General features: G+C 71.9%; 23 protein-coding genes and 1 riboswitch. Of the genes, 10 read left to right on the forward strand and 13 right to left on the reverse strand.

Translation table 11 applies throughout. The features are described 5' to 3' along the window. Positions 1–88: 88 nt before the first annotated feature. The gene (locus PLJ28_RS00485) at positions 89–598 is read right to left on the reverse strand and encodes a MarR family winged helix-turn-helix transcriptional regulator (RefSeq protein ID WP_298043434.1); all 510 of its coding nucleotides are present in this window, start codon (positions 596–598) and stop codon (positions 89–91) included. Between the two features lie 96 nt (positions 599–694). Here PLJ28_RS00485 and PLJ28_RS00490 point away from each other — a divergent pair, with 96 nt between their 5' ends. The 3 genes from PLJ28_RS00490 to PLJ28_RS00500 all read left to right on the forward strand — a co-directional run bounded on the left by PLJ28_RS00490 (position 695) and on the right by PLJ28_RS00500 (position 2,097). Beyond that, positions 695–847 carry a hypothetical protein gene (locus PLJ28_RS00490; protein WP_324589814.1) on the forward strand — a complete coding sequence of 51 codons (153 nt, stop codon included), beginning with the start codon at positions 695–697 and terminating at the stop codon, positions 845–847. Positions 848–946: 99 nt separating this feature from the next. Beyond that, positions 947–1,468, forward strand: coding sequence for a VOC family protein (locus PLJ28_RS00495; protein ID WP_324589815.1), 522 nt, complete (start codon positions 947–949; stop codon positions 1,466–1,468). Next, positions 1,465–2,097, forward strand: a complete 633-nt coding sequence (locus tag PLJ28_RS00500) for an alpha/beta hydrolase (RefSeq protein ID WP_324589816.1) — start codon at positions 1,465–1,467, stop codon at positions 2,095–2,097. The genes PLJ28_RS00495 and PLJ28_RS00500 overlap by 4 nt, the downstream gene beginning before the upstream one ends. Positions 2,098–2,281: 184 nt before the next feature. On the opposite strand, the gene PLJ28_RS00505 is transcribed toward PLJ28_RS00500, so the two are convergent. Further along, positions 2,282–3,232: a hypothetical protein gene (locus tag PLJ28_RS00505; RefSeq protein WP_324589817.1), complete on the reverse strand. Its 951-nt coding sequence runs from the start codon at positions 3,230–3,232 to the stop codon at positions 2,282–2,284. Positions 3,233–3,569: 337 nt separating this feature from the next. Here PLJ28_RS00505 and PLJ28_RS00510 point away from each other — a divergent pair, with 337 nt between their 5' ends. Beyond that, positions 3,570–3,992, forward strand: a complete 423-nt coding sequence (locus PLJ28_RS00510; RefSeq protein WP_255459816.1) for a DUF1269 domain-containing protein — start codon at positions 3,570–3,572, stop codon at positions 3,990–3,992. Between the two features lie 32 nt (positions 3,993–4,024). Here the strand turns inward: PLJ28_RS00510 and PLJ28_RS00515 are convergent, their stop codons facing one another. The 7 genes from PLJ28_RS00515 to PLJ28_RS00545 form a co-directional block, all read right to left on the reverse strand. Then, entirely contained in the window at positions 4,025–4,612 is a 588-nt protein-coding gene (locus PLJ28_RS00515) for a potassium channel family protein (RefSeq protein WP_221243899.1), read from the reverse strand. A gap of 40 nt (positions 4,613–4,652) precedes the next feature. Further along, positions 4,653–5,057, reverse strand: a complete 405-nt coding sequence (locus tag PLJ28_RS00520) for a phage holin family protein (RefSeq protein ID WP_183530382.1) — start codon at positions 5,055–5,057, stop codon at positions 4,653–4,655. 165 nt (positions 5,058–5,222) lie between these two features. After that, positions 5,223–5,771 carry a maleylpyruvate isomerase N-terminal domain-containing protein gene (locus PLJ28_RS00525; RefSeq protein ID WP_183530384.1) on the reverse strand — a complete coding sequence of 183 codons (549 nt, stop codon included), beginning with the start codon at positions 5,769–5,771 and terminating at the stop codon, positions 5,223–5,225. A gap of 13 nt (positions 5,772–5,784) precedes the next feature. Further along, entirely contained in the window at positions 5,785–7,596 is a 1,812-nt protein-coding gene (locus tag PLJ28_RS00530; RefSeq protein ID WP_324589818.1) for an ABC-F family ATP-binding cassette domain-containing protein, read from the reverse strand. A 103-nt stretch (positions 7,597–7,699) separates the two neighbouring features. Continuing rightward, the gene (locus tag PLJ28_RS00535; protein ID WP_183530388.1) at positions 7,700–8,269 is read right to left on the reverse strand and encodes a dihydrofolate reductase family protein; all 570 of its coding nucleotides are present in this window, start codon (positions 8,267–8,269) and stop codon (positions 7,700–7,702) included. A gap of 3 nt (positions 8,270–8,272) precedes the next feature. After that, on the reverse strand, positions 8,273–8,884 hold the full coding sequence (locus PLJ28_RS00540) for a dihydrofolate reductase family protein (RefSeq protein ID WP_183530390.1): 612 nt from the start codon (positions 8,882–8,884) through the stop codon (positions 8,273–8,275). A 107-nt stretch (positions 8,885–8,991) separates the two neighbouring features. Beyond that, positions 8,992–9,639, reverse strand: a complete 648-nt coding sequence (locus tag PLJ28_RS00545; protein ID WP_183530392.1) for a phosphoribosyltransferase — start codon at positions 9,637–9,639, stop codon at positions 8,992–8,994. Positions 9,640–9,837: 198 nt separating this feature from the next. Beyond that, positions 9,838–9,936: riboswitch (glycine riboswitch) on the forward strand. Between the two features lie 154 nt (positions 9,937–10,090). Between PLJ28_RS00545 and PLJ28_RS00550 the strand changes: the two genes are divergently transcribed. Beyond that, a complete protein-coding gene (locus tag PLJ28_RS00550) occupies positions 10,091–10,435 on the forward strand; it encodes a hypothetical protein (protein WP_298043418.1) in 345 nt (114 codons plus the stop codon). A gap of 11 nt (positions 10,436–10,446) precedes the next feature. On the opposite strand, the gene PLJ28_RS00555 is transcribed toward PLJ28_RS00550, so the two are convergent. Continuing rightward, positions 10,447–11,283, reverse strand: a complete 837-nt coding sequence (locus PLJ28_RS00555) for a class I SAM-dependent methyltransferase (RefSeq protein ID WP_183530396.1) — start codon at positions 11,281–11,283, stop codon at positions 10,447–10,449. Between the two features lie 232 nt (positions 11,284–11,515). Between PLJ28_RS00555 and PLJ28_RS00560 the strand changes: the two genes are divergently transcribed. Continuing rightward, the gene (locus tag PLJ28_RS00560) at positions 11,516–12,232 is read left to right on the forward strand and encodes a LysE family translocator (RefSeq protein WP_183530398.1); all 717 of its coding nucleotides are present in this window, start codon (positions 11,516–11,518) and stop codon (positions 12,230–12,232) included. 175 nt (positions 12,233–12,407) lie between these two features. Beyond that, positions 12,408–13,604: a hypothetical protein gene (locus PLJ28_RS00565; RefSeq protein WP_183530400.1), complete on the forward strand. Its 1,197-nt coding sequence runs from the start codon at positions 12,408–12,410 to the stop codon at positions 13,602–13,604. Positions 13,605–13,637: 33 nt separating this feature from the next. Here PLJ28_RS00565 and PLJ28_RS00570 read toward each other — a convergent pair whose 3' ends face one another. Both PLJ28_RS00570 and PLJ28_RS00575 read right to left on the reverse strand, forming a co-directional pair. Then, positions 13,638–14,351: a DUF899 domain-containing protein gene (locus PLJ28_RS00570; RefSeq protein WP_183530402.1), complete on the reverse strand. Its 714-nt coding sequence runs from the start codon at positions 14,349–14,351 to the stop codon at positions 13,638–13,640. A gap of 150 nt (positions 14,352–14,501) precedes the next feature. Then, positions 14,502–15,032: a DinB family protein gene (locus PLJ28_RS00575; RefSeq protein ID WP_183530404.1), complete on the reverse strand. Its 531-nt coding sequence runs from the start codon at positions 15,030–15,032 to the stop codon at positions 14,502–14,504. 78 nt (positions 15,033–15,110) lie between these two features. Between PLJ28_RS00575 and PLJ28_RS00580 the strand changes: the two genes are divergently transcribed. Both PLJ28_RS00580 and PLJ28_RS00585 read left to right on the forward strand, forming a co-directional pair. Beyond that, complete coding sequence (locus PLJ28_RS00580; protein WP_183530406.1) at positions 15,111–15,647, forward strand: aminoacyl-tRNA deacylase; 537 nt, start codon at positions 15,111–15,113, stop codon at positions 15,645–15,647. Positions 15,648–15,738: 91 nt separating this feature from the next. Further along, complete coding sequence (locus PLJ28_RS00585) at positions 15,739–16,008, forward strand: DUF3253 domain-containing protein (protein ID WP_183530408.1); 270 nt, start codon at positions 15,739–15,741, stop codon at positions 16,006–16,008. Between the two features lie 43 nt (positions 16,009–16,051). On the opposite strand, the gene PLJ28_RS00590 is transcribed toward PLJ28_RS00585, so the two are convergent. Continuing rightward, positions 16,052–17,686 carry an LssY C-terminal domain-containing protein gene (locus PLJ28_RS00590; protein ID WP_255459818.1) on the reverse strand — a complete coding sequence of 545 codons (1,635 nt, stop codon included), beginning with the start codon at positions 17,684–17,686 and terminating at the stop codon, positions 16,052–16,054. A 307-nt stretch (positions 17,687–17,993) separates the two neighbouring features. Between PLJ28_RS00590 and PLJ28_RS00595 the strand changes: the two genes are divergently transcribed. After that, positions 17,994–19,157: an acyl-CoA dehydrogenase family protein gene (locus tag PLJ28_RS00595; protein ID WP_183530410.1), complete on the forward strand. Its 1,164-nt coding sequence runs from the start codon at positions 17,994–17,996 to the stop codon at positions 19,155–19,157. Positions 19,158–19,266: the final 109 nt, after the last annotated feature.

The following is a 19,266-nucleotide window of genomic DNA, read 5'->3' on the forward strand; positions in this document are numbered from 1 at the left end:
TTGCCGTCGGAGGGAACGGCCGAAGAGCCGACCAGGGGCCGAACCGGGCCGGCGCCGACAGACCTCACACGCCTCCAGGTGACGACATTCAGGGCCGGGAGGGTCCGTGATCGTAGCGGGTGTACGCGACGGCCAAGCGCTCGTCCGGGTCCAGCCGGGACAGGATTGCCGTGGTGATGTCCTTGAGCTGACCCACCTGCTCGAGACTCAGCACGTCGAAGACGTGCTCGCGCACGGTGGCCGCATGCCCGGTGGCGGCAGCCCTCACCGCGGCCCACCCCGCCTGGGTGAGGGACGCGTTGATCGCCCGGCCGTCCCCCGGGCAGGGAGCGCGCGCCACCAGCCCGCGCTCCTCGAGCCGACGCACCACATGGGACAACCGCGGCAAGGTGGCATAGGTCCGCGCCGCGAGGTCCCGCATCTGCAGGGTGTGCTCGGGCGCCTCGGAGAGCATGGCCAGCACGAAGTACTCGAAGTGCATGAGGTGCTCGTCCCGGCGCAACTGGCCGTCCAGCACCCCCGGAAGCAGTTCCACCACCGCCACCAGGCGTACCCAGGCGGCCAGCTCGTCCCCAGTCAGCCAGGGCTCCTCTGCCATCACGACCCTCCTTCACCATGCATGAATAGTTGTCTCTACAAGTGTATCGTGCTACGGTCTTACTTGTAGAAACAACCAACGACCTCCAAAGCTCCCGTGGCAACCCCCAGGATCATCCGCACCGGGCTGCCCTCGATCGACGCGGGGGCAGCCCGGACCCGGGAACTGGAGGTCATGGACATCCTGCAGATCACCCCGGCCGCCGCCGGGAAGGTCTCCTGGACCGCCGGCTTCGCCGTCACCGCCTGACCCTGAATCCAGCGGGACCCCCGCTGGTCCGCAGGCTCACCCCTGAGGCGGACAACGACTGGCCCCTCGCATCCCCCACCTCAGAAAGAGTCTGATCCCATGTCCCTCTCACCCGTCCGGTTGAACCATGCCGTCCTGTTCGTCACCGACCTGGAGCGGGCCGAGCGGTTCTACACCGAGGTCTTCGGAATGGAGGTCGCCGCCCGCGAGCCCCACGCCAACGCCGCGTTCCTGCGGCTGCCCCGATCGGGCAATCACCATGATCTGGGGTTGTTCGGCCTCGGCTCCGGCGCGGCGCCCACGGCGCGTGGCGGGGTCGGGCTCTACCACCTGGCCTGGCAACTGGACACCATCGAGGAACTCGCCCAGGCGCGCCAGGCACTGATCGAGGCCGACGCCTATACCGGCCAGTCCAGCCACGGTGCCACCAAGAGCATCTACGGGGCGGACCCGGACGGCAACGAGTTCGAACTGATGTGGATGTTGCCCCGGCAGTACTGGGGTGCCTACGAGCACGCCGCCCCGGTCGAGCCCCTCGAGCTCGACGCCGAACTCGAGCGCTGGGCCGGGGTGGGCACCGCCGGCCGCATCACCATCGACGCCGCGGAGGACCGCACGTGAGCGGGGCCTTCGACGCTCCCACCGTCACCTGGCACGGACCCGACGCGGCCGACCGTCCGCTCGTCATGCTGCTGCACGGCCGCGGTGCCGACGAGACCGGCATCATCGACCTGGCCCGGCACCTTCCCGCCGGCGCGGTGTACGCCGCCGTCCGTGCCCCGATCCGCTCCGGGAACGGCTACGCCTGGTTAGCCAACCGCGGCATCGGCCGCCCGCTCGCCGAGTCCCTCGACGAGGTCATGGCCTGGTTCCGGCTCTGGCTCGATGACGTGGCCCCGGCCGGGCGTCCGGTGATCCTGGTCGGCTTCAGCGGCGGCGCCGCCTTCGCCGGGGGGCTCCTGCTGGCCGATCCCCAGCGGTTCGCCGGCGCAGCGATCCTGTACGGGACACTGCCGTTCGACGCCGGCGTCCCGACCTCCCCGTCCCGGTTGGCCGGGGTGCCGGTCTACGTCGCCCAGGGCGAGACGGACACGGTGATCCCCCGGGAGCTCCTGGACCGCACCTGGCACTACCTGCTGACCGAGTCCGGGGCCTCCGCCACCGCCCGCCGCGACCCGGGTGGCCACGCCATCACCACCGACACGATCACCGGGCTCGGCGACTGGATCTCCGACCTGCTGCGGGACTGACGCGACCAGGGCCCCTCGCTGTCGACCGGGCCACCCCTGCGGGACGGCGACGTCCTGATCCACAGGCTTCTCACCGCATCAGACCCGCGGCGGTGGCCCGTCATCGAAACGCCAGAGGGTCCTGCCAGAATCGGCAGGACCCTCTGGCACCGGTACGCGAGACCAGGCTCGCGCACCGTTCACATCACTTCAGCAGCTCGCGGGCGGCCCTGGCCCACGCGTTGGTGACATCCTCGGCGAACTGGATCTGGGTGGCTGCCGCGTCGCGGACCCATGCGACCCGAGCGGCGCCAACCATCTGGCGCTGCAGGTCGAAGACGTTCTTGGCTGCGGCCTGGTAGGTGTCCACACCGACGCGGCTGACGGTCTTCGACGAATCGACCACGGCGGAGTTGATCTCCTGGAGGCGCTCGGCGTTGTCCCCGGCGCGCTGGGCGGCTTCCTGGGCCAGCTCGGCCACACGCTCAGAGTTCTCCTCGAACCGCTGCGTGGCCTGCTCCACGAGCTCGGCGGCCTTCTGCTGGGCCGGCTCGGCAGTCTTCACGACCGGGGCGGCGGCCGGGACCGGAGCAACGGTCCGCACCGGAGCGACCGTCTGGACCGGGGCAGGAGCCTGGACCGGGGCAGCCGTCTTCGTGGGAGCGGCCTCGGCCGGGGCGGCAGCCTTGGCAGGAGCGGCAGCCTTGACCGGGGCGGCCTTGGCAGGAGCCGCAGCCTTGGCGGGAGCGGCAGCCTTGGCCGGGGCGGCCTTGGCTGGAGCGGCGGCCTTGGCCGAAGCGGTCTTGGCGGGGGCGGCGGCCTTGGCGGGGGCGGCGGCCTTGGCGGGGGCGGCGGCCTTGGCGGGGGCAGCGGCCTTGGCGGGGGCGGCGGCCTTGGCGGGGGCAGCAGTCTTGGTCGACTCGGTGGCAGTCTTCGCCTGCTCTGCGGCAGCCTTGGCCTTGGCCTGGGCGACGTTGGCCTTGTTGGCGGCCTCGTTGGCCTTGGCCTGCTCGGCGTTGGCCTTGGCGTCGTCGGCGGTCTTGGCCTGCTCGGCGGCGGCCTTGGCCTTGGCCTGCTCGACGTTCGCCTTGTTGGCGGCCTCGTTGGCCTTGGCCTGGGCGGCGGTGGGGGTGGCGTTGTTGGTGTCAGCAGCCATGATGTCTCCTTATGTTGATGCATATGGCAGCAATTTCCCTGCCTGCGTTAACAAAGTTAGCAACCAGCTGCTAACACTAGCAACCCGGACAGGGTCCGCCACCGCGCACCGGCCCCTCACGCCCCGGGAGCCCCACAGGCCTCACCACCCCTGGCCCGGACGCCCCCGGGGAGAGAAGCAGGCCTCCGGACCGTAGACGTGCCCCCACGCACCGGCGCAGGATGGGGGCGGGTCTCGACCTCCGGGACCTCCCGTGGCGAAAGGTCCTGCTGTGGCAACGCTTACCGTATGGAAGTTCGACAGTGAAACCGGGGCGGAGGAGGCGGAGAGCACTCTGTTGAACCTGCAGTCCCAGGAGCTCATCAAGGTACATGACGCGGCGGTCGTCTCCTGGGCAACCGACGCCAAGAAGCCCAAGACGCGTCAACTGCACAACATGGCCGGCGTGGGCGCCCTGGGCGGATCATTCTGGGGATTCCTCTTCGGCCTCATCTTCTTCGTGCCCCTGCTGGGCGCGGCAGTGGGTGCCGCGGTAGGCGGGCTCAGCGGCTCCCTGGCCGATGTGGGCATCGACGACTCCTTCATCAAGCGCATCCGTGAGACGGTGACCCCGGGCACGTCGGCGCTGTTCCTGCTGACGAGTGGCGCGGTCATGGACCGGGTGACGGAGCACTTCGCCGGCACCAGGTTCGAGCTGGTGGAGACGAACCTCAGCCGTGAGGACGAGGACGCGCTTCGGCAGGCCTTCGCCCCGGAGTGACCACCGCACCGTCCCTGTCCCTCCTCCCTCCCTCACGCCCGGGGAGGGGCCCCGTCATCGGGATCGGCGGCGGGGTTCGAGGGACCGTCGTCCCGTGCAGCGGGTGCGCCCTGGGCACGGCGCAGGCCGATCTGCACCGCTCCGAGGAAGACCTTGATGACCACCCCGAGGAGCACCACCCCGGTCACCATCTGCACGATGACGGCGGCCCGTGCGGGTTCCGAGACCGCGGCGATGTCCCCGAACCCGACCGTGGCCAACGTGGCGATGGTGAAGTACAGGGCGTCGGTGCGGTCCAGCGGCTCGGTGAAGGCGTCGGCGTCCCGTCCGGACATCGTGTAGTAGGAGCCGGCGAACAGCACGATGTACAGCGGGATCGAGGTGGCCAACGACTCCACCGCGCGCAACCGCGGCGACGGTGCGTTCATCACGGCCCGAACCTGCCAGATGACCAGCACGGTCAGGGCGGTGAGGCCCACCACGAACCAGGTGAGGCTGCCGCCGCGGTCCAGGGGCAGCAGGTAGTAGACAGTCAGCAGGGCCGCCCCGGTCAGGATCGGCCGCAGCAGCGTCCACGGTCGTAACCGCGGCCAGTCGGCGGGCGCCCCGAGCACGCTCATGGACGGTCCGTGTCCTGTGGCCCGCGCCAGGTGGTGGCGTTCAGGCCACGGCCCGGCGGATGTTCTTCTTCTCGACCCTCTTGTCCCACCAGCGGGTGAGCACGAGGTAGCCCAGGATCCACGTACCGAGAGCCGTGACGATCCAGACCAGCAGGGTGGCCAGGACCCAGGCCGTGACGCCGGAGATGACCAGTCCCTCCGGGAAGAGGGTCGCGATCCAGAGGGCCAGCAGGGTGGACACCAGGCCCACGCCGCCGAGGATGGCCGACGCATACTGCCGGGCCATGTTGAACACGAACGGGCCCAGGACGGCCTGCCCGATCACGAAGACGAGCACGGCCACGACGAACCCGGAGGGCTGCAGCGTGACGCCGTCGATCAGCGATCCGGCCAGCAGCAGCCCGATGGCGGCCATCACCACGTTGATGACGGCCTGAAGCAGCATGCGAATCATGGTGATCCCCTGTTCCTGGGTCCCGGCCCCCTGGGCTTGCGCCGGTCGCGGCCCGCTGTTCAGACGTGTGGCGCAAGCCCCTCTGATGACTCCATGAGAGACCCGGTGGCGACCGTGGTCAAGGGCCAGCCGCTCGGTCCCCCGGCCCGGCACCGTTCAGCGGTGGTCCGCCCGGACCGTCCTGCCCGTCCGGGCGAGAACCTGTTCCTGGCGGGAGGCATCTGCGGGCACCTCGACCCCCTTCTTGAAGATGCCCGGGGCATAGGCCGCCTCACCGTAACCGTCCACGGCGGCGTCCACCTCGGCCAGTTCCTCCTCGGTGAGCCGGTGGTCCTGTCCCTGGGAGGTGGCCAGGTCCCACCGGTGCACGATCAGGTCCATCCCGTAGAAGTCCATGAGCACCTGGCCGACCGTCGAGTCACCGAAGGGGGTCTCCAGGGGCCGTGACACCAGGTCCTCGTCGCCGACCAGGGCCGACATGGCGGCGACGTGGTGGTTCCACTGCTCGGCCGGGGTGCCGGGCACCAGCGGGATCTCGCGTCCCTGCCGGCCCATGAACTCCCGGTGGCTCTGCATCAGGTGGTCCACGATGTCCGCGGCGGTCCAGCCCTCGCACGGGCTCTGCGCCTGCCAGTCGGTGACGGAGTTGATGACGTCGGTCAGTGGTTCGGAATGACGGCCCCAGGTCTCGGCGAGTGTGCTCATGAGGATATTGTGCTCAGTTCCCCGGCCCACTGGGAAGGCTGAGCTCCAGCCGCTCCCCCCGCCACCCCGAGCGCAGCCAACGGTCATGGCTGGCGATCACCACGGCGCCCGGGTAGTCCGGGACCGAGGCCTCCAGCCGGGTGGCCAGCAGCAGCGAGAAGTGGTTGGTCGGCTCGTCCAGCAGCAGCACCTCCGGCGGATCGGCGAGCAGCATGGCCAGGTCCAGGCGCCGGCGCTGCCCCACGGACAGCACGCCCACCGGCTGGCCCTCGTCTCGTGCGGTCAGCAGTCCGAACGTGCCGAGGGGCACCCGCTCGGCCGTCTCGATGCCGACGGCGGCCCGGTACGCCTCCGCCACGGTCTCGTCCGGGTCCATGGTCCTGGGTTCCTGGCCGAGCATCCCGACCGACCGCCCCCCGGCCCCGTCGGACCGGGCCGAGACCGAGCCGGCGTCGGGTTCCAGGTCACCGGCCAGGATCCGCAGCAGGGTGGTCTTGCCCGCCCCGTTCGGGCCGGTGACCAGCAACCGGGACCGCGCGCCCAGCGCCACGGACACCGGGGCGAGCCGCCCGGCGAGTCCCACCCCGGTGGCCGCCAGCACCGGTGCGGACGACGCCGACCGGTCACCGCGGCCGTCCGGCCCGCCTCCCGCCGTGGCCGCGGCGAGGCCGGTGAAGCGCAGCACGGGCGGGGGCCTGCGGACCTGGGCCCGCTCGAGGCGGGCCAGCGCGGTGGCGGCGTCGTTGACCCGGCGCCGCACGACCGTGGCGTTGCGGTCGGAGTAGAACTTCTGGGCCATCTTCCCCTCGGTGCGCGGCGGGCGGTCCGCGTGGCCGACCGTGTGGTTCTGTGCCATCTGGCGCCGCAGCCGCCGCAATTCCTCCTGTTCCTCCCGGTAGCGCCGTTCCCAGCGGGCACGCTCATCGATCCGGTGCAGCAGGTACTGGGTGTAGGTGCCGCCGAACCGGGTGACGCCCACGCCGGCACCCCTGCCGTTCCCGTCCGCACCGTCCCCGTCCCCGCCGGCCGCACCGGCGTCCCTGTGGGGCCCCGGGGCGGGATCCAGGTCGAGCAGGCTGGTGGCCGCCTCGTCGAGGAAGGCGCGGTCATGACTGGCGATGAGCACCGGTCCGGACCAACCGGCGAGCAGGTCCACGAGCAGGGCGGTGCCGCGGTCGTCGAGGTGATTGGTCGGCTCGTCCAGCAACAGGGTGTCCGGGCGCCGAAGCAGCAGCCAGGCCAGCGACAACCGGGACACTTGGCCACCGGACAGCTCACCGGCCCGCCGGTCCCGGGGGACCCCGGCCAGGCCCAGGCCCTCGACGACCCGGTCGACGACGTGCCCCACGTCCCAGGCCCGGGTGCGGGCGGCCTCGGCCAGGGCGCGGTCATAGGCCGTCACGAGCCGGTCACCGGGCGGCCGTTGCCCCACGGCGAGCGCCTCCGCGAGCCGGGCGACCTCCTCCACGAGGTGCCGTTGCGGCGCGGTGGCCTGGGCCAGCACCTGCTCCACGGACAGGGTCAGCTCGAAGGCCGGCTGCTGGTGATAGAGCCCGGTGCTGCCGGGCGCGCTGATCCGGCCGGCGTGGTCGTCGTCGAGGCCGGCGATGATGCGCAGCAGGGTGGTCTTGCCGGTGCCGTTCTCACCGATGAGACAGGCGCGCTCACCCGAGGAGACGGTGAAGCTGATGTCGGTCAGGACGCGGTGGTCCGCGAAGGACCGGGAGACGCCGTCCACCACGAGGTGATCGGCGCCGCTGAGGGTCGAGGCGGCGGCCAGCCGTGCGGCAGAGGGCCGCGAGGGACGAGGGGTCGAGGAGGTCATGACGGTCCTGGGGCGGTCGGTCGGATCCCGCCGGGCGGCTCGGACGCAGCCTCGGGCGCGGGACGGAGGGGACTCAGGACCTCATGGCAGTCAAGGGTACGGCTCAGTCCCGTATCCGGTCCACCCTGTGCCTCAGGGCCACGGCCCCGCCGGCGAACCGCTGCTCACCGATGAGCTCGAGGTCCAGGCCCAGCCCGGCCGGGAACACCGCCAGTCCCCCGCCGATGACGATCGGCAGCAGTACCTGGCTGACCTCGTCCACGAGCCCGGCGCGCAGGGCATAGGCGGCGATGGTCGGACCACCGATCAGCAGGTCGCCCGCCGCCTCGGCCTTCAGCCGGCGCACGGTCGCGGGATCGAAGTGACGTTCCAGCGTGGTGCGCCGGGTGCTGGCCCTGTCCAGCGTCGAGGAGTAGACCACCTTGTCCGCCCGCTGCCATGCCCGCGCGAACTCGGCGGTCACCGGTGCGGACGCGGCCAGTTCCGGGTCGTTCTCCCACGGGGTCATCAGTTCGTAGGTCCGGCGTCCGTAGAGGTGGACGGCGACGCCGGCCAGCTCGTCATTGGCGTACTGGTGCACCTCGGCGTCCGGCATGGCCCAGGAGAAGTCCCCCGCCTCGTCGGCGATGTACCCGTCCAGGGAGGCGATCACCGAGTAGATGAGCTTGCCCATCGTTCAGTCCTCCTGTTCCGAGCCGAGTCCGGCGAGCGCGGTGCCCCCGGGACCGTCACCGTGGGCCAGTCCGGCCAGCTCGTAGGCGGCGTACACCACCCCGTGGGGGAAGACCTTGCCGTCGATGCGCCGCAGCCGCGGGGCATCGAAACCGTCCGGGAAGAAGGACCGCCCGCGGCCCTGCCAGGCCGGGTGGGTGAACATGCGGAACTCGTCCACCAGCGCCGCCTCGATCAGGGTGTGCGCCAGGTGGATACTCCCGGTGACGACCACGTCACGGCCGTCCTGCCGCCGCAGCTCCCGGACGGCCTGGAGGGGGTCGCCGCCGATGACGGTCGTGTTCTCCCACTGCGGGTCGGTCAGGGTGGCGGAGACCACGCGCTTGTCCGCCCGGTCCAGGGCCTCGGCCACTCCGGTGGTGTCATCCGCCCGGTGCGGCCAGTAGCCGCGGAGGTCCTCGAAGGTCTGCCGGCCCAGCAGCAGCACGTCCTCGCCGGCCGTCTGGCGCCGCATCTCCCCGACCAGTTCCGGGTCCTGGTCGGCGGGGTCGAACCAGTCGTCGAGCATCTCGATCCGCCCGTCCAGGGTCATGTTCTGCGTGATGACGATGCGCATGGATGGTCCTTCCGTCGGCGCCGCAGGGGTCGCTGGCGCCCTCTCCTCGTCCCACAGTAGGGAGGGCCGTCGCGTCCGGGAACACCCGGTCGCACCGGGCCGGGGGTTCAGCTGCCGCGGGACAGGATCGCCGCGACCGTCTCGTCGTCGACGGCGGCGAAGTCCCGGTAGTGGGCCCCGACGGCCCGGAAGCCCCGGGGGGTGGCCAGTACCTCGATCTCGTCGGCCTCGCGGCTCATGAGCATCGAGTCCACGGTGGTCCGCGAGGCAACCGGCACGGCCAGCACCACGCGCGCCGCCCCGAGGGCCCGGGCCACTCTGCAGGCCACCCGGGCGGTGGAGCCCGTGGCGATGCCGTCGTCGACGATCATCGCGGTCTTGCCCGTGAGGTCCAGCGGCTCCCGGCCGGCACGGAAGAGCCGCGCCCGGCGGTCCAGGGTCTGCTGCTCGCGGCGTTCGACCAGCGCCACTTGCTCCTGCGTGACCCCGAAGTGCCGGATGGTGCCCTCGTCCTGGAGCCGGACGCCCTGCTCACCGATGGCACCCATCGCGAGCTCCGGGTAGGAGGGCACCCCCAGCTTGCGGACCATGATCACGTCCAGCGGTGCGCGCAGTTCCCGGGCCACCACTTCCGCGACCGGCACCCCGCCGCGGGGCAGGCCCAGCACCACGACGTCGGCGTGCCCGGCCCAGCGCGGGGCGAGCCGCGCTGCGAGCTGGGCACCGGCGTCGTATCTGTCCTGGAATTCCGGCACGTCCCCTCCCTGGGATGGGCTGTGGGTCGCCCCCAGCGTAGGCGCGCCGGTCGTGGCACTGGAAGGGCCCCCGACCACCCGGCGTTCCCGGCAACGGCCCGGATGACCCCGTGTGACGAGATTCACGGCATATTTTGCATACAAATCAAATGCCTGACTACACTGTGATCGCAATCACAGCAGAATAGCCGTTGCCGTTGAGGTGTGGCGGGAGAGTCCCGTCCGGCACCACCGGTCGGGCGCCGTAGGAGCAATTCCTCCCGGGAAACTCTCAGGCCCCCGCACCGCCGCACCGAGGCACATCTGGAAAGTAGCGCGGTCTTCGCCGTGCTCGCCGAAGGAGCAAGTCCCGCCCCGCCCGGGTGGGATGGAAACTCTCAGGCCGCGCAACAGATCGGGGAGGAACCTACAGACGACGCGAGAACGATCGCAGACCCCAGGAGTTCCCCGGATGACGAATGCACGTGCATGGCCCGGTCTCACCCCGGGCGGTGAGGCCTCCCCGGCCGGCCGCCCCACCGGCCCCGGCGCCGCGGCGGAGCAACGGTGCGCCAAGATCGCCCAGGCCGCGGCCACCGGACTGATGACGCACCGGGACGTCGAGGACGCCCTCGTCCGCATCGACGGCCCCCGGCGCGCACCGCGGCTGTGGATCGAGTGCTTCCTGTCCCCCCACGCGGACGTCACCCGCACCACGGAGGTGGTCGTCGGAGTCCGCGAACAGCTCGAGGCCATGCTCGACCTCACCTTCGACACCGTCGAGATGACCATCCGGAACGTCACCGTCCCGGGGTAGGCCGGCCTCGGTTACCTCCGGGTGGCCACCGTCAGCAGGTACTCGATCTCGAAGCGCGCCCGGTCCTCGGTCCCCACGTTCGCCTCGTCGAAGAAGGCCTGGAACGCCTGGTCGAATTCCTCGGCACGGCCCTCGCCCTCGGCGTTCCTGCGGACGGTGATCGTGGGGCCGTAGGACGCCTTGAAATGCTCGGCGAATTCGCGCGGCGTGCCGAAGGCGGTGACCTCGAGGGTGCCCCGGCTGGCGGAGTCCACCGCCACCCGATCACCCAGCAGGGCGCGCTGGTGCTCCTCGGTGCCCCACAGCGGCGCCGGCTGCACTCCGGGCGGGGGCGCCGGGGCGAAGGGCTTCATGGTGCGGAAGAGCCCGCCCACCACGCCCTCGGGCGTCCAGCTCAGCAGGGCGATCGTCCCGCCGGGCCGGCACACGCGCACGAGCTCGTCGGCGGCCTCCTGGTGGTGGGGGGCGAACATCACGCCGATCGAGGACATCACCACGTCGAAGGAGGCGTCCTCGAAGGGCAGGTGCTCGGCGTCGGCCTCCACCCACTCCAGGTCGAACCCCTGCGCCTCGGCGCGCAGCCGCCCTGCGTCCAGCAGCTCGGGAGTGAGGTCGACGGCGGTGACCCTCGCCCCCGTGGCCGCTGCCGGCAGGGACGCGTTGCCCGTGCCGGCACCGACGTCCAGGACGCGCTGGCCGGAGGTGACGCGGGCTGCCTCGACGAGTCTCGGCCCGAGGGGGAGCAACCACGTCTCGACCATGCCCGGGTAGTCACCCGAGGCCCACATGGTGCGGTGCCTGGACTTCAGGTCGCGGTCGGCACCGGGTTGGCTTGCTGTCTGGCTCATGACGGGTTCTCCGGAGTCACTGGGATGTGCTGGACGGCCGGCTCGCCAGGGCGGGGATGCCCACCCACCGGTGGCGGGTCATGCGGCACCAGTATCCCACCGGGGGCGTCCGGCAGACAGGAACGAGGCGCTGCCCTCCCCGCGGGCTGGGCCCCGGGAAGGGCCGGGACGGGGGGCCGGGGACCACCTGATCTCCTCCGGTCCGGCGACCCTCCCTGACTACACTGGATCGGTGACGATCCTGGACGCCCTGCTCGCCTTCACCGTGGTGGCCGGCCTGCTGACCCTGGTGCCCGGACTGGACACCGCCCTGGTGCTGCGGTCCTCGCTGACCCGGTCCCGCCCCTACGCGTGGGCCACCGCCACCGGGGTCGCCACCGGGGCCGTGGTGTGGGGCATCGCCGCCGCCGTCGGGGTCTCCGCCCTGCTCGCGGCCTCAGAGCTCGCCTACCGCGTGCTGACGATCACCGGGGCGGCGTACATGCTCTGGCTGGGTGCGTCGATGATCTGGTCCTCGTTCCGCGGCACCGGGAGGGACCCGGTGAACACTGCCGTGACGGGTGCCGCCTCCCCGGGCGAACCGGGGGGCTGGGGCGCCGGCTCCCCGGCGCCCGCCGACCCTCCCTGGCGCGGCTGGCTGACCGGTGCCGGCACCAACCTGCTCAACCCCAAGGTCGGCGTGTTCTACATCGCCACCATCCCGCAGTTCCTCCCCGACGGCGTCTCGCCCCTGCTGATGGGTGCGGCCCTGGCCGGGGTGCACGCCGCGCTCACGATGAGCTGGTTCGCCGTGCTCATCATCGGGGGCGGCTACGCACGCCGCTGGCTGTCCAGCCCGCGGTCCCTGGCCGCCATCGACCGGGTGACCGGCCTGGTGCTGATGGGCTTCGGCGGCACCCTGCTGGCCGACGCCCTCACCGGTCCGGCTCCGGCCGCCGCCCGCGGATGACCGTCCTCCGGTGCTGACGCCTGCACGCCGGGGTGCCTGAACGGCGTCCTCGACCCGCCCGATGAACTGGTGCGGGGAGCCGCCGGGAGGAGTACATTGCGGTGCAATCACGCGCACGGGCCACCGGCGCGGGGAGCCAGCGGTCAGGCCGGGGGCCTGGACAGGAGGCCCATCGGTGCAACGGACCCGCGCGGTGATCGCGTCACTGCTCCCCCTGGTCCTGCTGACGTCCTGCTCGGCGCCGGAGAGTTCGCACTGCGTGCTGGACCCGGGGCGGATGCCCGAGGGCTGGCGCCCCTCCGGCACGGTGCAGCAGGCCCTGGTGGCCGAGCCCTGGTCCGTGACGGAGTCCGGGGAGGCGGCCTTCTCGGTGCGCCGGGGCATCGAGGAGATGGTCGACCTCTACGAGCGGCGGCCGGGGGCCGCCGAGGACCTCTGGGAGGACTCCGTGGCCTCCCTGATCGAGGTGACGTACGCGAGCGCCAACACCGCCGACGTCGACCAGATGGCCCGCGACGGCGCACGGGAGAACCTCACGGACCTGGTCCAGCCCTTCCTGGCCCGCGATCCGGGGGCGCTCACGTGCTCCGACTACGGATCCGTCCTGCCGCTGGCCATCCACGCGCACAACCAGTACCAGGCGAACGACGCCCGGGTGGAACACATGGTCGGCCTCGCCAACGCCGCTCTCGCCCGGTGCGACTCGCTGTCCGCCGCGATGGAGCTCGACTACGAGCCGATGCTCGCCTCCGGTGAGGCCTCCCTGGGGGACGCCTTCGACCTGGTGATCTGGACCCTGCTCCTGATCGAGGCACAGGTCGTCCCCGGCCTGGACGTGCCGCCCGAGGCCCGTGATCTCCCCGCCAGGGCATGGCGCTTCCTCCAGGACTATCCGCTGCCCGGGGCCGCGGAGTTCCCGGAGGGGGCCGACGACGGGACGTTCATCGAGACGGCATACCTGGCCACGCACATCGCCTACATCCCCACGGGCAACCATCGGTACCCGATCTACGTGGAGGATGCACCCACCGTGTACGACTTCCACCGGGAGAACTTCTATCCCGTCCTGCAGATGGGCGAACTCGACCTGGTGGCCGAGTTCGTGGACTCCCTGCGCCAGTACGGGTGCACGGCGGAGAACGACCTGCAGGTGCGGGACGGGACGCGCTACCTGCTCAACGTCTTCCACGCGGGCGGTGACCGGTGGATGACCTACCGGGAACCGGGGGAGACGACCGCGGACGCCGAGGACTACGACCTGGTCCACAAGGCCTGGACGGCCGTGCTCGGGGTGCGGGAGCGCGAGATCGAACCGCCCGATCCGGGCACCTACGGTGGGGTGGTCCGCAGCTGGCTGCCCGCCCCCGAGTGACCGCGACGGCCGGGTGTGGCTGGCCGCTGCGCGTCACCCCCGGCCGTACCAGCGCGCGATGTCCGGGGAGTCCGGCCATCCCGCGTAGGTCTCGCCCTGCGGCCACCCCTCGGGCACGTCCTGCCACTGCTCCTGCCGGCCGTAGGGCAGCGCGTCGATCAGCGCGAACGCGGCGGAGAACTGCTCGATCCCCCGCCCGGTGGTGTGCCAGGTGCGGTACACGTCCGCACCGTCGCGCAGGAACACGTTGAGCGCGAACCCACCACCCGGCGGGGCGTCGACGTCGGCCCCGAAGTCGCTGTGCGCCGTCGAGTACCAGGTCATCTGGTTCCCCACCTTGCGCCGGTAGGCGAGCGCCTCGTCGATCGGGCCCTGCGTGACGACCACGAACCGGGCGTCGTAGTTGTCGAGGAAGTCCAGGCGGGTGAACTGCGAGGTGAAGTAGGTGCAGCCACCGCACTGGAAGTCCGCGCCGGGCTCCCACATGTGGTGGTAGACGATCAGCTGGCGCTTGCCCTCGAAGACCTCGGCCAGGGTGATCGGGCCGAAGGCCCCCTCCAGCGTGTACGGGGGCAGCTTCACCGCGGGCAACCGGCGCCGCTGCGCGGCGATCGCGTCGAGCTCGTGCGTGACCGCCTTCTCCCGCCGGCGCAGGTCGTCGAGCTCGGCCTGCCACGTCGCCCGGTCCACGACGCGCGGCAGGGCGGGAGCCCGGTCCTGGTGCTGGACCGATTCCGTGACGGACATGGTGTCCCTCCTGGGTTCAGGCCGGGGCCACCGCGGTCCCGGTGATGGGACCACGCTAGGCCGGGCATGGCCCACCGGGCATCTCCGTTCCTGCGGGATGCGGTCGGCGGGACGGGTCGGTTCCGGCCAGGCCCGGAGCGCGCCCGCCGGTCAGCCGCGCACGTCGTGCAGGTGGTGCTCCATCTCGTGACCGATGTACTGGCCGAGCGAGGCGACGGTGAACTCCACCCCGTCCGAGCGGCGGCCCGTCCGGTCCCGGGCCCCGGCGGGCACGGACTCCAGGACGCTGACCGTGCGGCGCGTGGTCCGCCCCAGGTCCTCCCACGTGGTGCCCGGGTCCGCGGCCCAGTAGGCGAGCTTCACCGCCATGGCATCCCCGTCCCAGTCGGCGAACTCGGGGGCCTCCTGGTCACGGATCGCCTTCACGCGTTCGCCCAGCAACCGGACCATGTCCCGCACGTGGCAGGCGTACTCCAGCGGGGACCACACCTGCTCCGAGGGTCGCCGCGCCGCGTCGGGACGCTCGAGGACCGCCCGCCATCGCTCCGTGCCTGCACTGATCCGCCGGGCCGTCTCGGCCGCGTCGAAGGGCCGGAAGCCGCACTCCTCGCAACCGTCGGTGATGACGAAGGTCCAGTCGCGGTCGTCGCCGGGGACAGGGGCAGGGGCCTGGGAGCTCATGCCCCCATCCTGCACCCGTGACCCGACCCCGTCGAGGGGAGTCGAGGTGATGGGTCCAGCGCTGGGTACGCTGACAGCGTGAGCACCCCAGAGCCCGGCCGGCCCACGGGCCGGCCCGCCGGCCTGCCCTCCCTCGAGGCCTCCGGCATCGAGTACGCCCTGACCGAGCACGGCCCCGTGTCCTCCCTGGCCGAGGCGGCCGCCGCCCGCGGGGTGGAGCCGGGCCACCTGGTGAAGACGCTCGTGGTGCGACGCGGTGAGGGTGACTACGTCTTCGTGCTCGTCCCCGGCACACGCGCGATCGCCTGGCCCAAGCTGCGTGCCACGCTGGGCGTCAACCGCCTGTCGATGCCCTCGGCCGAGGAGGCCCGGGCGGTCACCGGTTATCCGCGCGGCAGCATCACTCCCTTCGGCTCGACGACGGCCTGGCCCGTGATCGCGGACCTCACCCTGCGCGGGCGGACGGTCTCCATCGGGGCCGGCGCCCCGGGTGCGGCCGTCACCGTCGACGCCGACGCGCTGATCGCGGTCCTGGCGGCCGACGTCGCTGACGTCACCGAGCCGGAGCCCGGGACCTCGTCCCGCACGCCTCGGCCGAGCCCGAGGAGACCGTGACGGGCGGCCGGCCGGGGTGGCGGCGAGCGGAGCGGGGGTGGGCGGACCGGCGTCGCTGGTCCCCACCCCGGACGTGCTGGAGACTGGGGTCGTGAGCCCGCATGAGGACGATCCACCGCTCGAGGAGTTCCGGCGCACGATCCTCGACCTGCTCTCGCGCCGCCGGGCAGGTGCCACGATCTGCCCGAGTGAGGCGGCCCGCGCCGTGGCCGGTCCCGGGAACGACTGGCGCCCCCTGATGGACGAGGCCCGCTCCGCGGCCGCGGGTCTCGTGGAGGCCGGGGAGGTGGTCATCACCCAGCGCGGCGAGGTGGTGGACCTCGCCACGGCCCGCGGACCCATCAGGATCCGCCGGGCCTAGCACCCCCCGGACCCACCGGCCGGGTGCGTTCAGGCCGTCTGGCTCACTCCGACTCCCGTTCCGCGAGGCCCGCGTTCCGGCGTCGCAGTCGCCGCGCCGTCGGCAGGACCGGCACGAGGAGGAGCCACGAGTACGCCGCGAGTTCCGGGCTCACGAACGCCACGGGCACGCTGCCGAGGAAGACCGCGGGCACCGGCCAGGCGCCGTGCAGCACGTACCGGTACAGCTCGGCGTCCACCTCGGGAACAATCAGCGCGGCCCGCCAGGCATGCCGCCAGATCAGGCTCAACGTGATGTACACCCCCGCCGTCACCACCGCGTAGAGCACCACGGGCCAGGGGGAGGTCCTGCCGCCGTAGTCGCTGAGCAGGCTCGTGGGCATGGGGAGCAGGGCGATGAGGAACAGCAACAACAGGTTGAGCCACTGCAACCGCACGTCGTACCGGCGGATGACGGTGAACTTACGGTGGTGATTCATCCAGGCGGTCCCGATGACCGTGAAACTCAGCACGTAGGCGAGGAATTCCGGCAGGTGGGCCGCGAGGGCCCGGTCGACCTGCTGCGGGTCGAGGTCACCGGGCAGGATCAGTTCCAGCACGAGCAGGGTCATGGCGATGGCGAACACCGCGTCGCTGAAGAAGACCAGCCGGTCCAGAGACGTTCCCGAGCCGAACAGGCTCCGGTGCCGCTCGGCCGGCGACCCGCCCCGTGCCGGGTCTACCGGAGCCCGCGTGCACGCCGGGCCGGACGGTGACGCGACGTCCGCCGCCTCGGTCGTCCCCCGGGACTCACCCGCCGGCGGGGACTCGAGGGGTGACGCCTCCGGCACCGCGACCGTCCGCAGGTCGACAATGGGCAGGTCCCCGTCCGTCTCGATCGCGTCCCCGCCCCCGTTGCGGGTGTGATACCCCGTGGTGAAGTGCCTGACCACGTGGACCGCGGCGCCCGCCGAGCGCAGCGCCGCGACGACCAGGTCCCGTTCCTCGTCCGTCCGCTCGGCCACCTTGTGCGTGATCTGCAGGGTGAACAGGGACAGCCCCACCCGGCGGTCGAAGGTGGCCGCCCCGACCAGGTCGGCGTCGAAGCCACCGGGCAGCGTCCAGCCGGGCGGACAGGCCCAGAACCGCACGTGGTGCCGCTGGGCGGGGCTGCCCGCCACCTCGCGCTCGAACGCCAGGTCCTGACGGCGGCCGAACACGAACAACGGGCTCACCGGGGCCGCCGGATAGCTGCGGCGGAGCAGGGACGCCCGGGTGATGCCCCACCCCGTGGACAGCTTCAGCGGGTCCGCGGCGGTCCAGCCGGCCGCGCGCAGTGCCGCGGCCAGCTGGTCCGCCGTCCCCAGGACGGCCAGGTTGACCGGGTCGCCCAACAGCCCATCGGCCGTCCGGGCCCTGCCGATGAAGTAATCGGGCACGTAGACCCGGGACAGCACGCGGTTCAGCTGCGGCAGCAGGACGTACGCGCAGAGCACCCAGAGGAGCAGGAAGCCCCAGACGAGGCGGCCATGGGTGTCGAACTCCTCGAGGACCAGGTGGTAGACGCCCAGGCCCACGAGGGCGGTGACGGCCAGGCGCAGCACCCGGTGGCACCACAGCAGGACGGTGGCGCGGGCGCTGTGGCGTCCCGACGGTTCCGGACCGTCGGGAGACATCCGGTGGCTGCTCTGCGTGTCCATGGTCTGGCCGGCCCTGCCGGCCCCGGCTCGGGGCCGTGCGGTCACCCTATCGGTCACCGTGGGCCACTGCACCCCTCGCTCGGCGCCTCGGTTGGAGCTCGTCCTGATGCGGCACGAGGCCCGCCGCCGGCCCGCTGGAGCCCCCCGCGGGCCCGGTCGACAGGACAGGTGCGGCACCCGGTGGTGCCGCACGTGTCCGGCGTCGTCGCCATTGCCCCGAACCGCTCCCGGTGCATACGGTGCCCTGACAGGGACGACGCCTCCCCTCCGCCTGTCGTTCCCGCACCGTACCGACCCAGGAGTTCCCGTGGCCGCCACCTTCCGCACCCCCGCCTATGTCTCCCCATGGCTGAAGGACGAGGTGGCCGACGTCGCCGATCTCGCGCGCTCCTTCTTCGCCCGGGAACTCACGCCCCACACCGAACGCTTCGCCGCGCAGCACCAGGTGGACTCCGGGACGTGGCTCGCCGCCGGGCAGGCCGGACTGCTCTGCATCTCCGTTCCGGAGGAGTACGGCGGCGGCGGAGGCGGCTTCGCCCACGAGGCCGCGGTGCTGTGGGAGCAGGGCAAGGCCGGGGACGGGTCCCTGGGGTACTCCATCCACTCCACGATCGTGGCGCACTACGTGCTCGCCTACGGCTCGGAGGAGCAGAAGCGCTCCTGGCTGCCGCGGATGGCCAGCGGCGAGCTCATCGGCGCGATCGCCATGACGGAGCCCTCCACCGGTTCGGACCTGCAGAACATCCGCACCACCGCCCGGCTCGAGGACGACCACTACGTGATCAACGGGTCCAAGACCTTCATCACCAATGCCACCCACGGCGGGCTGATCATCGTGGTGGCGCGGACCGGCGGGGAGGGTGCGCGCGGGGTGTCCCTGATCGCGGTGGAGACCGAGGGCCTGGCCGGGTTCGAGCGCGGGCGGGTGTTGTCCAAGGTCGGCCAGCACGGCCAGGACACCCGCGAACTGTCCTTCACGGACGTGCGCGTGCCGGCGTCGAACCTGCTGGGCGAGCGGGAGGGCCAGGGGTTCTACCAGCTGATGGCCCAGCTGCCGCAGGAACGGCTGGCGATCGCGATCACGGCGGTCGGCTACGCCGAGCTGGCGTTCGAACTGGCGCTGGACTACACCCGCCAGCGCGAGGCGTTCGGGCAGAAGGTCTTCGACTTCCAGAACACCCGGTTCACGCTGGCCGAGGTCAGCACCGAGGTCCTGGTGGCCCGGACCTTCCTCGACCACTGCGTCGCCCTGCACGTGGACGGCCAGCTCGATGCCGCCATGGCCTCGCGCGCGAAGTACTACTCCACCGACCTGCAGGGCACGGTCATCGACCGCTGCGTGCAGCTGTTCGGCGGGTACGGCTACATGCTCGAGTATCCGATCGGCAGGCTGTACGCCGATGCCCGGGTGCAGCGGATCTACGGCGGGACGAACGAGATCATGAAGGAGCTCATCGCCCGCAACCTGTGAGACGGACGCGCACCGCCCCCGGTCCCGGCCCCGGCCTGGGCCTCCGTCGCCGCCCCCGTCGATGCCCGGGACGGTCCAGGGCCCGGCCGTCCGCATCGCGGACGACCGG

It is taken from the genome of Citricoccus sp. (genome assembly GCF_035445025.1).
GTDB lineage: Bacteria > Actinomycetota > Actinomycetes > Actinomycetales > Micrococcaceae > Citricoccus.

Excerpts from the sequence above, each read along its gene's own strand:
- PLJ28_RS00485 (WP_298043434.1), bottom strand. The coding sequence starts at position 598 with ATGGCAGAGGAGCCCTGGCTGACTGGGGACGAGCTGGCCGCCTGGGTA.
- PLJ28_RS00540 (WP_183530390.1), bottom strand. The coding sequence starts at position 8,884 with ATGCGCATCGTCATCACGCAGAACATGACCCTGGACGGGCGGATCGAG.
- PLJ28_RS00495 (WP_324589815.1), top strand. The coding sequence starts at position 947 with ATGTCCCTCTCACCCGTCCGGTTGAACCATGCCGTCCTGTTCGTCACC.
- PLJ28_RS00570 (WP_183530402.1), bottom strand. The coding sequence starts at position 14,351 with ATGTCCGTCACGGAATCGGTCCAGCACCAGGACCGGGCTCCCGCCCTG.
- PLJ28_RS00530 (WP_324589818.1), bottom strand. The coding sequence starts at position 7,596 with ATGACCTCCTCGACCCCTCGTCCCTCGCGGCCCTCTGCCGCACGGCTG.
- PLJ28_RS00590 (WP_255459818.1), bottom strand. The coding sequence starts at position 17,686 with ATGGACACGCAGAGCAGCCACCGGATGTCTCCCGACGGTCCGGAACCG.
- PLJ28_RS00575 (WP_183530404.1), bottom strand. The coding sequence starts at position 15,032 with ATGAGCTCCCAGGCCCCTGCCCCTGTCCCCGGCGACGACCGCGACTGG.
- PLJ28_RS00535 (WP_183530388.1), bottom strand. The coding sequence starts at position 8,269 with ATGGGCAAGCTCATCTACTCGGTGATCGCCTCCCTGGACGGGTACATC.
- PLJ28_RS00520 (WP_183530382.1), bottom strand. The coding sequence starts at position 5,057 with ATGCTGCTTCAGGCCGTCATCAACGTGGTGATGGCCGCCATCGGGCTG.
- PLJ28_RS00550 (WP_298043418.1), top strand. The coding sequence starts at position 10,091 with ATGACGAATGCACGTGCATGGCCCGGTCTCACCCCGGGCGGTGAGGCC.
- PLJ28_RS00505 (WP_324589817.1), bottom strand. The coding sequence starts at position 3,232 with ATGGCTGCTGACACCAACAACGCCACCCCCACCGCCGCCCAGGCCAAG.
- PLJ28_RS00525 (WP_183530384.1), bottom strand. The coding sequence starts at position 5,771 with ATGAGCACACTCGCCGAGACCTGGGGCCGTCATTCCGAACCACTGACC.
- PLJ28_RS00515 (WP_221243899.1), bottom strand. The coding sequence starts at position 4,612 with ATGAGCGTGCTCGGGGCGCCCGCCGACTGGCCGCGGTTACGACCGTGG.
- PLJ28_RS00555 (WP_183530396.1), bottom strand. The coding sequence starts at position 11,283 with ATGAGCCAGACAGCAAGCCAACCCGGTGCCGACCGCGACCTGAAGTCC.